General features: G+C 76.2%; 10 protein-coding genes and 2 pseudogenes. 10 read left to right on the top strand and 2 right to left on the bottom strand.

Annotation, left to right across the window (positions count from 1 at the left end; all coding sequences use genetic code 11):
* Window positions 1–93 precede the first annotated feature (93 nt).
* From ACIQGZ_RS01025 to ACIQGZ_RS01010, 4 genes and pseudogenes are all read left to right on the top strand, one after another.
* Window positions 94–768, top strand: a pseudogene (locus ACIQGZ_RS01025) (SARP family transcriptional regulator); the annotation flags it as partial.
* Between the two features lie 166 nt (window positions 769–934).
* Window positions 935–1591, top strand: coding sequence for a LysE family transporter (locus ACIQGZ_RS01020; protein WP_402598489.1), 657 nt, complete (start codon window positions 935–937; stop codon window positions 1589–1591).
* A 48-nt stretch (window positions 1592–1639) separates the two neighbouring features.
* The gene (locus ACIQGZ_RS01015; RefSeq protein WP_402598488.1) at window positions 1640–2779 is read left to right on the top strand and encodes a winged helix DNA-binding domain-containing protein; all 1140 of its coding nucleotides are present in this window, start codon (window positions 1640–1642) and stop codon (window positions 2777–2779) included.
* A gap of 153 nt (window positions 2780–2932) precedes the next feature.
* Entirely contained in the window at window positions 2933–3616 is a 684-nt protein-coding gene (locus tag ACIQGZ_RS01010; protein WP_402598487.1) for a transglycosylase family protein, read from the top strand.
* A gap of 95 nt (window positions 3617–3711) precedes the next feature.
* Here ACIQGZ_RS01010 and ACIQGZ_RS01005 read toward each other — a convergent pair whose 3' ends face one another.
* Window positions 3712–4803, bottom strand: a complete 1092-nt coding sequence (locus ACIQGZ_RS01005) for an NADH:flavin oxidoreductase/NADH oxidase (RefSeq protein ID WP_402598486.1) — start codon at window positions 4801–4803, stop codon at window positions 3712–3714.
* 127 nt (window positions 4804–4930) lie between these two features.
* Between ACIQGZ_RS01005 and ACIQGZ_RS01000 the strand changes: the two are divergent.
* Window positions 4931–5905: pseudogene (locus ACIQGZ_RS01000) on the top strand (NTP transferase domain-containing protein).
* Window positions 5905–7182 (top strand): molybdopterin molybdotransferase MoeA, encoded by a 1278-nt coding sequence (locus ACIQGZ_RS00995; protein WP_402598484.1) that lies wholly within the window; start codon window positions 5905–5907, stop codon window positions 7180–7182. The pseudogene ACIQGZ_RS01000 and the gene ACIQGZ_RS00995 overlap by 1 nt, the downstream one beginning before the upstream one ends.
* A 106-nt stretch (window positions 7183–7288) precedes the next feature.
* On the opposite strand, the gene ACIQGZ_RS00990 is transcribed toward ACIQGZ_RS00995, so the two are convergent.
* On the bottom strand, window positions 7289–8407 hold the full coding sequence (locus ACIQGZ_RS00990) for a potassium channel family protein (RefSeq protein ID WP_402598483.1): 1119 nt from the start codon (window positions 8405–8407) through the stop codon (window positions 7289–7291).
* A gap of 223 nt (window positions 8408–8630) precedes the next feature.
* On the opposite strand from ACIQGZ_RS00990, the gene ACIQGZ_RS00985 reads away from it, so the two are divergent.
* The 4 genes from ACIQGZ_RS00985 (at window position 8631) to ACIQGZ_RS00970 (ending at window position 12998) form a co-directional block, all read left to right on the top strand.
* Window positions 8631–9608 (top strand): NAD(P)H-quinone oxidoreductase, encoded by a 978-nt coding sequence (locus ACIQGZ_RS00985; RefSeq protein WP_402598482.1) that lies wholly within the window; start codon window positions 8631–8633, stop codon window positions 9606–9608.
* A gap of 186 nt (window positions 9609–9794) precedes the next feature.
* Window positions 9795–10436: a hypothetical protein gene (locus ACIQGZ_RS00980; protein WP_402598481.1), complete on the top strand. Its 642-nt coding sequence runs from the start codon at window positions 9795–9797 to the stop codon at window positions 10434–10436.
* Between the two features lie 82 nt (window positions 10437–10518).
* Window positions 10519–11094: a bacterial proteasome activator family protein gene (locus tag ACIQGZ_RS00975; RefSeq protein WP_402598480.1), complete on the top strand. Its 576-nt coding sequence runs from the start codon at window positions 10519–10521 to the stop codon at window positions 11092–11094.
* Window positions 11095–11333: 239 nt separating this feature from the next.
* Window positions 11334–12998: a protein kinase gene (locus ACIQGZ_RS00970; RefSeq protein ID WP_402599938.1), complete on the top strand. Its 1665-nt coding sequence runs from the start codon at window positions 11334–11336 to the stop codon at window positions 12996–12998.
* The last annotated feature ends 8 nt before the right edge of the window (window positions 12999–13006 follow it).

Below are 13006 nucleotides of genomic sequence, written 5' to 3'. Positions count from 1 at the left end.
TGTACGGCCCCGGAGCGGCCGGACTCAGCGGGTGAGCAGGGCCCGGAGGGCGGCGCCGCCCTCGGCGGGGGCCTCCTCGGCCATGAAGTGGCCCGGGACATGATCGGCGCCGAGCTGGTCGCGCTGTCCGCCCGGCACGGCCTGGTCACCTATGAGGTGCTGGGCCACCTGGTACGCCTCCAGGCCCGCAGCGCGCTCGCGGACCTCCCGGCGGCCGACCGGCACGCGGCGGCGGCCGACCGGCTGGCCGAGCGGAATGAACTGCCGCTGGTCGGCGTGTTCACCGAGTGGTACCGGGCGCTGCGGCTCGCCGCGACGGGCACGGCGTCGGCGGCCGAGGCGGCGGCCTACCGGAGCGCCGCCGCTCGGCTGGACGGCGCCGGCGTGCCCGGCCTGGAGCGCGGGCTGCTGCCGCCGGCCCTGCTCTGCCTGCGGGTGCGGCGGGGGCGGCCCGCCCCGGGCGACGGGCGCCCCGACTGGGGACCGTACGAGCCCTGGGCGCGCCCGCTGGTGCTGCCGGCCCAGGGCCGGGACGGCGCGGCGGCGGGTGCGGTGCGCGCGCTCCCGGAGCCGCCCGGCGACCTGCTGTACGAGGCCCTGTGGTGCCCGGCCGCGCGGGCGGCCGTCGCCGTCGGTGACCGGGCGGCGATGCGACGTGCCCGCGCCGGGCTGACCCCGGCGGCGGGGGAGCCGGCGGGTGCGGGCAGCGGACCGGTCAGGCTGGGCCCGGGGGCGGGGTATCCGGCCGAGCCGGCGGCGGTGCTCGGCGGGTGCGGGGAGCAGCGGAGGGCGGTGACCGGCCGGGGGCGGCGGGAAACGGGTTGCCCGGGGGTTCGCACCGCCCGCAGACTCTGCCCATGACCACGACCCCCGCCGCCCTGCCGCCGACCGCCGCCGCCCGTCCGGTGCGGGTCCGGCAGCAGCCCGGCCGACCGTGGAGGCCGATTCCCGCCCGGCCGTGACCGCCGCCCTGGTCGCGGGGCTGCTCGCCGGCTACGGCATCGCCGTGCCGGTGGGAGCGGTCGCGGCCTCGCTGGTGGCCCTCACCGCGCGGACGTCCCTGGCGGTCGGCGCGTCCGCCGCCCTGGGCGTCGCCACCGCCGACGGCCTGTACGCGCTGGCCGCCACGGTCGGCGGTGCCACGCTCGCCCGGTTGATCGAGCCGGTCATGGGGCCGCTGCGCTGGGTCTCGGCCCTGGTGCTGGTCGGGCTGGCGGTCCGTGGCGGTGCCACCGCGATCCGGCGGTACCGCGCCCGGCAGCAGACGGCCCGGTCCGGGCGGGACCCGGGTGGTCCGGTCCGGGCCTATGCCGCGTTTCTGGGAATCACACTGCTGAACCCCGCCACCGTGGTCTACTTCGCGGCCCTGGTGCTCGGCAGCCGTACCGAGGCGGCGCCGGACCGCCTGGAGCAGGCCCTCTTCGTGCTCGCCGCCTTCACCGCGTCCGCCAGCTGGCAGCTGCTGCTCGCCGGGGGCGGCGCGCTGCTCGGCCGGGTGCTGACCGGCGGTCGCGGGCAGCTGGTCACCGGCGTGGCCGCCGGCGTGCTGATCACCGCGCTCGCCGTCCGGCTGCTCGCCCCGCCGTCCTGAAAGGATCGCGGACAGTAGTTGTCCGCATGGTCGGTTAGCGTCGCGCGCATGGTCGACACGAGAACGGGCACCGTCCTGGGCCGCCGGGCGCTGAACCGGGCGCTGCTGGAACGCCAGTTGCTGACGGAGCGCCGACCGCTGCCCGCACTGGCGGTGGTGGAGCGGCTGGTCGGCTTGCAGGCGCAGGACCCCCGGCCGCCGTACGTGGGGCTGTGGAGCCGGGTGGCGGACTTCCGGGCCGAGCAGCTGTCGCGGCTGGTGGCGGAGCGGGCGGTGGTGCGGATCGCGTTGCTGCGCAGCACCATCCACCTGGTCTCGGCGGCGGACTGCCTGGCGCTGCGGCCGGTGATGCAGCCGCAGCTGGAGCGCTGGGCGGCGGCGATGTACCGCAGCAGGCTGGCCGGAGTGGAGTCGGCGGAACTGGCCGCTGTGGCCCGGGGGTTGGTCGAGGAGCGGCCGCTCACCTTCGACGCGCTGGGCCGGCTGCTGGCCGAGCGCTGGCCGGGGCGGGACGCGGCCGCGCTGGCGCAGTCGGCGCGGGCGCTGCTGCCGCTGGTCCAGGTGCCGCCGCGCGGCCTGTGGGGCGCGAGCGGGCCCGCCGCGCACACCACCGCCGAGGGCTGGCTCGGGCGGCCCGGGGCGCCGGGCGCCGGGGTGGAAGCGATGGTGCTGCGCTACCTGGCGGCGTTCGGCCCGGCGACCGTCCGGGATGCGCAGAAGTGGTCGGGGCTGACCCGGCTGCGCGAGGTGCTGGAGCGGCTGCGGTCGCGGCTGCGCGTCTTCCGGGACGAGGGCGGCGCGGAGCTGTACGACCTGCCGGACGCGCCGCGCCCCGACCCGGACACGCCGGTGCCGGTGCGGTTGGTGGCGGAGTTCGACAATCTGCTGCTCTCGCACGCGGACCGTACCCGGGTGCTGCCCGACCCCCACTGGGCGCGGGTCTGCACCAGGAACGGCCTGGTGCGCGGCACGGTGCTCAGCGACGGCTTCGTACAAGGGACTTGGCGGATCGTCTGCGGCGGCCGGGAGGTGCCGCCGGCGCTCTCGGTGGAGCTGTTCGCACCGCTGCCGGCCGCCGACCGGGAGGCGGTGGAACGGGAGGGCCGGCGGCTGCTCGCCTTCTCGCTGAGCGGGGACTCCACGGCGCCCGACGGCGTCGGTGAGGTGCTTTTCACGGCTATGGACTGACTATCGGTCACCCCTGAGGGGGAATCTGCTGCCCCGTTCAGCCGCTGACCCGGCGTCTAATGTCGGACTTTCGGCTCGTAGGCGTGCTCCCTGGAAAAGGACAGACGTCGAACCCTGGTGTCGTCCGCAGCGCAGAACCGAAGGAGTCGTCCGATGCCGTCGTTCTCTCCGATGCGTGCCGCCGTCGCCGCGCTGGCGATCCTGTTGGCGGTGCTCACCGCCATGGGACTGGTCAGCCAGACCGCCGCCGCAGTGGGGGCGCGCACCACCGCGCCGGTGTCCGGTGACGCCGCTGCTGCCGACTGGCACCGGATCTCGCACTGCGAGAGCGGCGGCCGCTGGGACATCAACACCGGCAACGGCTACTACGGCGGTCTCCAGATGACCCAGGGCACCTGGGAGGACTACGGCGGCCGCCGCTACGCGCCGCGCGCCGACCTGGCGACCCAGGAGCAGCAGATCGCGATCGGTGAGCGGATCGTCGAGGCGCGCGGCCTCACCCCGTGGCCGGTCTGCGGCGCCCGCGCCTCGCGCGCCGGGGCTCGGGCGCCGCTGCACGTGGCGACAGCGGCGGCCCGGCCCGTGCACCAGGCGGCGCACACGCTGGCCGCGCCGGGCTTCCTCCAGCCGGTGTCGGTGCTGTCGGTCATGCCGGTGAAGGTCCCCGGGCCGGGCAGCGCCTACTGGACGGTGCACTCGGGCGACTCGCTCTCCTCCATCGCCCAGCAGGCGCATGTGCACGGCGGCTGGCACACCCTCTACGACCTCAACCGCGACACGCTGGGCGACAACCCGGACATGATCCAGCCCGGTCAGCACCTGCGGGTGTCGGCCTGAGCCGGCCGCGACCGGGACGGGTGGCGACGGTGACGACGGTGCGTACGGACGAGGTGACGACGGTGCGTACGGACGAGGTGGCCGGGGCCGACCGGTCAGAAGGCGCGGGCGTACTGCTCGGGCCGGGGCACGGCGGAGCCGAGTCGGAGCGCGGCCTGCTGCGGCCAGGTCGGGTTGCGGAGCAGCTCGCGGCCGAGCAGCACGGCGTCGGCGCGGCCGGAGGCGACGATCTCCTCGGCCTGCTCGGGCTCGGTGATCAGGCCGACCGCCGCGGTGGGCAGGCCGGTCCGGGCGCGGACGGTCTCCGCGAACGGCACCTGGTAGCCGGGCGCGACCGGGATGCGGGCGTCGGGCGCGTTGCCGCCGGTGGAGACGTCGAGCAGGTCGACGCCCCGGGCCTGGAGCTCCTTGGCGAGCAGCACGGTGTCCTCGCCGGTCCAGCCCTCCCGCTGGTCGTCGGTGTCACCGGACAGCCAGTCGGTGGCGGAGGTGCGGAAGAGCAGCGGGAGCTCGTCCGGCCAGACGGCGCGGACGGCCTCCACGACCTCCAGGGCGAGGCGCATCCGGTTCTGGGTGCTGCCGCCGTAGGAGTCGGTGCGCTGGTTGGCGTACGGAGAGAGGAACTCGTTGATCAGGTAGCCGTGCGCACCGTGCAGCTCGACCACCTTGAAGCCGGCGGCCAGCGCCCGGCGGGCGGCGTCCGCGAACGCCTGGACGATGCGCGGGATCTCCTCGGCGTCCAGCTCGTGCGGGACCGGCCGGTCGCCGAAGGCCAGCGCGCTGGGGGCGACCGCCTGCCAGCCGCCCCGGTCCAGCGGCAGCGGACCGGGCTCGCTCAGCGAGCCGTCGCCCGCCTTGCGTCCGGCGTGGGCGAGCTGGATGCCGGGGACGGTGCCGTGCTGCTCCAGGAACGCGGTGATCCGGGTGAACGCCTGCTGCTGGCGGTCGTTCCACAGGCCCAGGTCGTGGGTGCTGATCCGGCCCTCGGGGAGGACGGCGGTGGCCTCGACCAGGATCAGTCCGGCGCCGCCGGTGGCGCGGGCGGCCAGGTGCTGGAAGTGCCAGTCGCCGGGGGCGCCGGTGTCGGGGCCCTCGGGAGCGGCGGAGTACTGGCACATGGGAGCCATCCACACCCGGTTGGGGATGGTCAGGCTGCGCAGGGTGAGTGGCTCGAAGAGAGCGCTCATCGGGGTTCCTCGCTGGAGTCGTCGCGGCGGGTGCGGATCGGTGACGCCCTTCGACGATAGACAGCGCACGCAATAGGTGCAAGGACAACTATTGTGATCGGTACCGCACCCGACCCATACTCGGGCCATGGCGCAGCACAGCGGTGACCGGGCCGGATACGACGCACTCGTCCTGGCGGGCGGCGCCGCCCGGCGGCTCGGCGGCGCCGACAAACCCGGCCTGCTGGTGGGCGGCGCCACCCTGCTCGACCGGGTCCTGGCCGCCTGCACCCGGGCCGGCCGCACGGTGGTGGTCGGCCCGCCCCGGCCGACCGGGCACCCGGTGCGCTGGGCGGCCGAGGACCCGCCGGGCGGCGGACCGGTGGCCGCCGTCGCCGCCGGACTCCCGCACACCGCCGCGCCCGTGGTGCTGCTGCTCGCCGCCGACCTGCCGTTCCTGGCCGAGCCGACCGTGGCCCGGCTGGTCGCGGCCCTCGACGGTGTGGCTCCCGACGGCGTGGCCCTCGACGGCGTGGCTCACGGCGGCGGCGCGGACGCGGCGGTACTGGTCGACGCGGACGGCCGCGACCAGCCGCTGACCGCCGCCTACCGCACCCCGGCGCTGCGCACCGCGCTGGCCGCGCTCACCGCCGAGCACGACGGCAGCCCGGCCGGGCTGCCGCTGCGGCGGCTGGTGGGCGGGCTGCGTACCGTCCGGGTCGCGGACCGGGACGGCGCCGCGTACGACTGCGACACCTGGGAGCAGCTGGCCGAGGCCCGCAGGCAGGCCCGCTGAGCCGGCCGCAGCCGACACGGCCGCACCCGCTGCACGCCCCCGGCACCCCGATCCGGGAACATGGGCGGCGTGCTGGAAGAGTGGATCAAACAAGCCAAGTCTGAACTCGGGATCGATCTCGACGTCGACACCGCCGAACTGCTCGGCATGACCAAGACCGTCGCGCACGGCGTCGCCCGCCCCGCCGCCCCGCTGACCGCCTTCCTGGTCGGCTACGCCGCCGCCCGCGCGGGCGGCGGCCCGGACGCGGTCGCCGCCGCCAGCCGCAGCGCGGCGGAGCTGGCCGAGCGCTGGGCCGCCGAGCACGGCGACGGCGACTCCGGCTGATGGGCCCGGTGGCAGCGGGCGGCCCCGACCTCCCCTTCGACCTGGACGCGCCCCCGGCCGACCGCGCCCGGCGGGCACCCGCCCCCGACCTGCCCTGGAGCCAGGCCAGGGCCGCCGCCCGGCAGGCCGCCGGCGCGCCGCTGCCCGCCGTCGACCTGGAGCTGACGGCGGCCCTCGGCCACGCCCTGGCGCAGCCGCTGACCGCCCTCACCGACCTGCCGTCCTTCGACACCTCCGCGATGGACGGCTGGGCCGTCGCCGGCCCCGGCCCCTGGCGGCTGCACGGCCGACTGCTGGCCGGCCAGAGCCCGCCCGGACCGCTCGCCGACGGCACCGCCGTCCGGATCGCCACCGGCGCCCAGCTGCCGCCGGGCGCCACCGCCGTGCTGCGCCGGGAGCACGGCGTGGTGGACCGGCGCGAACCCGACGGGGACGCCGTGCTGCACGACCGCGCGCCCGGCGCGGCCGAGCCGGGCCGCGACGTACGGCCGCGCGGCCAGGAGTGCCGGCGCGGCGAACCGCTGCTGCCGGCCGGCACCGCCGTCACCCCGGCGGTGCTCGGCCTGGCCGCCGCCGCCGGATACGACCGGCTCGCCGTGCACCGCCGCCCCACCGTGGAACTGCTGCTGCTCGGGGACGAGCTGCTGGAGTCGGGGCTGCCGTCCGGCGGCCGGGTCCGCGATGCGCTGGGCCCGCTGCTGGCGCCGTGGCTGACCGGCTGCGGCGCCCGGCTGATCGGCCGCCGCCTGGTCGGGGACGACCTCGGGCTGCTGCGCGACGCCGTCCGGCTCTCCCCGGCCGATGTGGTCGTCACCACCGGCGGCACCGCCGCCGGCCCGGTGGACTACCTGCATCGCGCCCTGGCCGAGGCCGATGCCCGGCTGCTGGTGGACTCGGTCGCGGTGCGGCCCGGCCACCCCATGCTGCTGGCCGAACTGCCGCCAGCCCCCGGCACCGGCCCCCGCACCCTGGTCGGCCTGCCCGGCAATCCGCTGGCCGCGACGGCGGGCGCCGCCACCCTGGCGGTGCCGCTGCTGCGCGCCCTCGCGGGCCACCCGGCCGCCCCGCCCCGCCGGGTGCCGGCCGCCGCCGACCTCCGGGGCCATCCGCGCGACACCCGGCTGCTGCCGGTCCGCCTCGCGGAGCGCGGCGCGGAGCCGCTGGCCTTCGACGGACCGGCGATGCTGCGCGGGCTGGCCCTGGCTCGGGCGCTGGCGGTGGTGCCGCCCGGCGGCCTGCCGGCCGGGTCGTACGCGGAGGTGCTGGAGCTGCCCTGACCACCCGAGCTGCCCTGACCACCTGAGCTGCCCTGGCCACCCGAGCTGCCCTGACCACCTGAGCTGCCCTGACCACCCGAGCTGTCCTGACCAGCGGTGTCGCCGGTCAGGCGCCGTTGCCCCCGCCGGCCTCCTGCTTGATGGTGATCAGCCGGTCGGTGAGCTGGAGGGTGGCCACCTCCGGGTCCGCGAAGTGCAGCAGCCTGCTGCCCCGGACCACCGCCACCACCAGGTCCGCGCACTCACGCGGCGAGTGCCCGGTCTCGGCCCGGGTCACCGGGCGCTCCGCGACGTCCAGTCCGGTGCCGTACGTCAGCAGGTCCTCCAGCACCGCCCCGACGTGCGGGCTCACCATCGACATGCCGAGCAGCCGGCCGGCCGAACTGGAGCTGGTCACCACCACGTCGGCGCCGCTCTGCCGCAGCAGCGGCACGTTCTCGTCCTCCCGGATGGCGACCACGATCTTGGCCCGCCGGTTCAGCTGCCGGGCGGTGAGGGTGACCAGGACGGCGGTGTCGTCGCGCTGGGTCGCCACGATCACCTGGGCGGCCCGCTCGATCTCGGCGCGCTGTAGCGTCTGCGAGCGGGAGGCGTCACCGAGGATGCCCACCAGGCCGTCGTTGTTGGCGGCGTGCACCACCTTCTCCTGCGGGTCGACCACCACGATCTCGGACTTGGCGGCGCCCTGCCCCAGCAGCGTACGGACGGCGTGCCGGCCCTTGGTCCCGTAGCCGACGACGACGGTGTGATCACGCATGCGGGACCTCCAACGGTGGATGCGCAGCTGCTGCCGGGTGCGCTCGGTCAGCACTTCGAGGGTGGTGCCGACCAGGATGATCAGGAAGAGCACGCGGAGCGGCGTGATCACCAGGATGTTGACCAGCCGCGCCGAGTCGCTCACCGGGGTGATGTCGCCGTAGCCGGTGGTGGAGAGGGTGACGGTGGAGTAGTAGGCCGCGTCGAGCAGGTCCACGGTGGTGTCGGCGCTGTCGTGGTAGCCGTCCCGGTCCACCCAGACGATCGCGGTGGTCAGCACCAGCACCAGCAGCGCCATCGCCAGGCGTTTCAGCACCTGGCGGGCCGGCAGTGACACGGCCGCGGTGGGCATCTGGATGCTTCGGCCGGACTCCGCGTCCTGCGACGCCTCGTCCGGGGTGCGGCGTTGCAGCGAGTGGAGCATCAGCCCGAGGCGCCCCTCGGGGCGGACGGACTTGCGCACGCTCATCGTCGGGCACCTCCGGCCGTGGAGCGGTGCGCTCGCGGGTCCTCGGACTGTTGTCGGGCCGTTGGGGTGACGGCCACCCGTTGACTATGCACGCCCCCATGGTCCCGGACGCGGTCCCCGCCGTGCGCAGCGGTCCACCGGGAGCCCGTGCGGCCGGTCGGCGGCGGTGTGTCCGGGGCGTACGGTCACCGGTCGGCGGGAGGGCCGGGAGTAGCTTCGGACCATGCATGCGATCACGATTCCCGAACCCGGCGGCCCCGAGGCCCTGGTCTGGTCCGAGGTGCCCGACCCGGTGCCCGGCGACGGCGAGGTGCTGGTGGAGGTGGCCGCCTCCGCCGTCAACCGGGCCGATCTGCTCCAGCGGCAGGGCCACTACGACCCGCCGCCCGGCGCCTCCCCGTACCCGGGTCTGGAGTGCGCCGGGCGGATCGCGGCCCTGGGGCCCGGGGTGGGCGGCTGGGCGGTCGGCGACGAGGTGTGCGCGCTGCTGGCGGGCGGCGGGTACGCGGAGCGGGTGGCCGTGCCCGCCGGGCAGCTGCTGCCGCGGCCGGCCGGGCTGAGTGCGCCGCAGGCCGCCGCGCTGCCCGAGGTGGTGTGCACGGTGTGGTCCAACGTGTTCATGGTGGCGCACCTGCGGCCGGGCGAGACGCTGCTGGTGCACGGCGGCGGCAGCGGGATCGGCACCATGGCGGTGCAGCTCGCCAAGGCGGTGGGGGCCCGCGTCCTGGTCACCGCGGGCAGCGCGGAGAAGCTGGCGCGCTGCCGCGAGCTGGGCGCCGACGTCGGGATCAACTACCGCGAGCAGGACTTCGTGGCCGAGGTGCTGGCGGCCACCGCCGGGGCGGGCGCGGATGTGGTGCTGGACATCATCGGCGCCAGGTACCTCCAGCGGAACCTGGAGGCGCTGGCCGTCAACGGCCGCCTGGTGGTCATCGGGTTGCAGGGCGGCACCAGGGGCGAGCTGGACCTGAACGCGCTGATGCGCAAGCGCGCCGCCGTGGCGGCGACCTCGCTGCGGAGCCGGCCGGTCGCGGAGAAGGCGGCGATCGTGGCGGCGGTCCGGGAGCATGTGTGGCCGCTGGTGGAGTCCGGGCGGGTACGGCCGGTGGTGGACCGGGTGCTGCCGATGGCCGAGGCCGGGCGGGCGCACCGCCTGGTGGAGGAGAGCGGGCACATCGGCAAGGTCGTCCTGGCGCGCTGAGCCGAGGGCGGCGGCGGGTCCGAGAACTGATCGATATGCCCGGAATGTCGGATTGTGCGACTCTGGAGCGGAGCCGTCCGACCACACTCCGCCGGTCGGACGGTAGCGGCGCCGAGGTCCTGGGCGCCGCCGGCCTTGCCCGGTGCCGCCGCTTGCGAGGGGCGGCCGTCGGAAGGACGCCCGCCAGTGACCGCGATACCGTGCCCGCCGCACCCCGCCGCCGCCCGCCCGCCACTGCTCGCGGGCTCGCGGCCCTCCGAACACCCGCAACCGCCCCGCCCGCGCCACGGCGGCCGGGCCGGCCGAGTCCCCGTCACGGTGCTGCTCGGCGTCTGCGCCGGACTCGCCGCGTCGGCGCTGGTCGCGCCGCCGGCCGCCGCCGCGACCGGCTGCGACGGCGCAGGCCGGCGGCCCGCGCATGCCGCTGCCCAGGCACCGGCTGCCCGGACACCGGTAGCCCAGGCACCGGCTGCCCGAACGCCCACCCCCGCCCCCGCCGCGCGGCAGCGGCGGCCCGGCGCCCGGGAGTGCCGCGCCCCGGCCGGCGACCCGCCCGGGGCGCCACTGCCCGTCGCCGGGGTGCCCGGCCAGGCGCTGCCCGCCGCGCCCGCGCCCGGCGCCGAGGCGGTGCCCTGGCCCCGGCACCAGCCGCTGCGGCCGCCGCCCGTACCCCCGCAGGACGCCGGGGAGCGCATCGCCACCGGGATCGGCAGCGGCACACCGCCCTTCTCGGCGGTCGCCGCCGGAACGTATCTGCCGCTCGGCATGGGGATGAGCATGATCGGCTTCGGAGTGGCCCTGGTGGGCCTGCGACTGCGCCGCCACTGAATCGGGGCGGCGGCCCTCGCGTGGACCCCTTTCCCCCGGGGCAAGCGTCCTGCCCGCACTCCCGTGAGGAAGAATGGCACCCATGAACACGCCGATGAACGAACGGCCGGAAGAAGGCCCTCACGTCCTGATCGTCGGCCCGGACGGCATGGCCGTCGGCGATGCCGGGGGGTTCGGTCACGTACCGTCCGGTGGCGGTGAGGGAGGGGAACCCAGGGAACTGCCGGTCACCGAGATGGTGGAGCAGCCCGCCAAGGTGATGCGGATCGGCAGCATGATCAAGCAGCTGCTGGAGGAGGTGCGCGCCGCGCCTCTGGACGAGGCCAGCCGCGTCCGGCTCAAGGACATCCACACCGGCTCGATCAAGGAGCTGGAGCAGGGGCTCGCCCCCGAGCTGGTCGAGGAGCTGGAGCGGCTCTCGCTCCCCTTCACCGAGGACACCATCCCCAGCGAGGCCGAGCTGCGGATCGCACAGGCCCAGCTGGTGGGATGGCTGGAGGGGCTGTTCCACGGCATCCAGACCGCCCTGTTCGCCCAGCAGATGGCGGCCAGGGCCCAGTTGGAGCAGATGCGCCGCGCGCTGCCGCCCGGCCAGGGCGGCCAGCTCGACGAGCAGGGCGACCCCGGGCGCGGGATGCGGTCCGGGCCGTACCTCTGACCCCCGGCTGATTCCGGCCCCCAGCTGATTCAGGGCGGTGCGGGAACCGTCCCGGGTCCGGTCGCCGTGTACCGGGGCGTGCGCTGTACGATCGCACGCCCCGGTACCGCGTCGGAGCGTGCCGATAGCCTGGTTCCGGGCCCGGTTCGGGTCCAGGGGCGACCGCGCCGTGGGCCGGTCCACCACACCACGCGCGCGCGGCACGGCGGCGCGGCACGCCGAGGGGGATGTTGAGGACGATGGGCGAGGACGGCACCACCGACGGCGCGGCCGCCGGCCTGCGGGCAGTCGGCCACGGCAGGTACGTCCTGCGGCAACTGCTGGGCCAGGGCGGCATGGCGTCCGTCCACCTCGCGCACGACACCGTGCTCGACCGCCCGGTGGCGGTGAAGACCCTCCACACCGACCTCGGCCGGGAGTCCTCGTTCCGTGAGCGGTTCCGCCGCGAGGCGCAGGCCGTCGCCCGGCTGAGCCACCCCAACATCGTGGCCGTCTACGACAGCGGCGAGGACGCCGACGCCGACGGCGTCACCGTGCCGTACATCGTCATGGAGTACATCGAGGGCACCTCGCTCAGCGCGGTGCTCCGCACCGAGATCGAGCAGCACGGCGCGATGCCCGCCGACCGGGCGCTGCGGATCACCGCCGATGTGCTCTCCGCGCTGACCGTCTCGCACGAGCACGGGCTGGTGCACCGCGACATCAAGCCGGGCAATGTGATGGTGACGCCCAAGGGCGAGGTCAAGGTGATGGACTTCGGCATCGCCCGCGCCCTCCAGTCCGGCGTCACCTCGATGACCCAGACCGGCATGGTGGTCGGCACCCCGCAGTACCTCTCCCCCGAGCAGGCGCTCGGCAAGAGCGTGGACGCCCGCGCCGACCTCTACTCGGTGGGCTGCCTGCTCTTCGAGCTGCTGACCGGGCGGCTGCCGTTCGACGGCGACACCGCCTTCTCCATCGCCTACAAGCACGTCCAGGAGCAGCCGCCCGCGCCGTCCTCCGTCAACCGGGCGGTCACCCCGGCGGTCGACGCCCTGGTGGCCCGCGCGCTGCGCAAGGACCCGGGGCACCGCTTCCCGACCGCCGAGGCGATGCGCGACGAGGTGATCCGGGCGGCCAACGGCGAGCAGCGCGGGGTGACCCCGCTGGTGATCGGCGGCGGTCCCAGCGCGGCGCACGGGCAGGGGCCGGGCGGCCCGCTGTCGTCGGCGATCTTCCCGCAGGTGACGGGGGAGCTGCGCACCCCGACGCCGGACCAGGTACGGCAGCCGTACCAGCCGGGCCCGGCGCCCGCCTTCGGAATGGGCCCGCAGGCCGCGCCGCCGCACACTCCGCCGCCGCACGCCCCGCTGTCGCACACTCCGCCGCCCCGCACCCCGCACCCCCAGACCCCGCAGCCGCAGACCCCGCCGCCGCAGTACCTGCCGCCGCAGCAGCAGCCGCCGTACGGCTACCCGCAGCAGGCGCCCACGTCGATGCCGGGCCCGATGCGGCAGACGCCGCCGCCCCAGCCGATGTCACCGCAGATGTCACCGCAGATGTCACCGCAGCGGGCACAGCCGATGCCGGGCCCGATGGGCCGGCCCATGCCGCAGCCGATGGGGATGGCCCCGCAGCCGCAGCCCCGGATGGGGCCGCCCACCCCGCCGCCGGGGGCGTTCGCCCCGCCCGGTCCGTACCCGCCGGGGCCGCGCCCGGCGTCGGGCGGCAACGGCTGCGGGACGGCGATGGTGGTGGTCGGCGTCATCATCGGCGTGCTGGTGCTGATCGGCATCATCGTGGGGATCGTGGTCACCAACATGGATGACCCTGGCACGTCGGACGACCGCTACTCGACCGGCTCCGGCTACTCCTCGGCACCGCGCCTCACGGTGGTGCAGGGCACCCTGGAGGAGCGCGCCTGACCCCGGGC

It is taken from the genome of Streptomyces sp. NPDC092296, from assembly GCF_044755465.1.
In the GTDB taxonomy this organism is placed as follows: domain Bacteria; phylum Actinomycetota; class Actinomycetes; order Streptomycetales; family Streptomycetaceae; genus Peterkaempfera.
Note: the sequence above shows the minus strand (reverse complement) of the source record. Positions and strands in the feature narration are given on the sequence as shown.

Bases quoted from the DNA above. Each gene is read 5' to 3' on its own strand.
- ACIQGZ_RS00990 (WP_402598483.1), bottom strand. From the start codon at position 8,407: ATGAGCGTGCGCAAGTCCGTCCGCCCCGAGGGGCGCCTCGGGCTGATG.
- ACIQGZ_RS00985 (WP_402598482.1), top strand. From the start codon at position 8,631: ATGCATGCGATCACGATTCCCGAACCCGGCGGCCCCGAGGCCCTGGTC.
- ACIQGZ_RS00975 (WP_402598480.1), top strand. From the start codon at position 10,519: ATGAACACGCCGATGAACGAACGGCCGGAAGAAGGCCCTCACGTCCTG.
- ACIQGZ_RS01015 (WP_402598488.1), top strand. From the start codon at position 1,640: ATGGTCGACACGAGAACGGGCACCGTCCTGGGCCGCCGGGCGCTGAAC.
- ACIQGZ_RS00970 (WP_402599938.1), top strand. From the start codon at position 11,334: ATGGGCGAGGACGGCACCACCGACGGCGCGGCCGCCGGCCTGCGGGCA.
- ACIQGZ_RS01010 (WP_402598487.1), top strand. From the start codon at position 2,933: ATGCCGTCGTTCTCTCCGATGCGTGCCGCCGTCGCCGCGCTGGCGATC.
- ACIQGZ_RS01005 (WP_402598486.1), bottom strand. From the start codon at position 4,803: ATGAGCGCTCTCTTCGAGCCACTCACCCTGCGCAGCCTGACCATCCCC.
- ACIQGZ_RS00995 (WP_402598484.1), top strand. From the start codon at position 5,905: ATGGGCCCGGTGGCAGCGGGCGGCCCCGACCTCCCCTTCGACCTGGAC.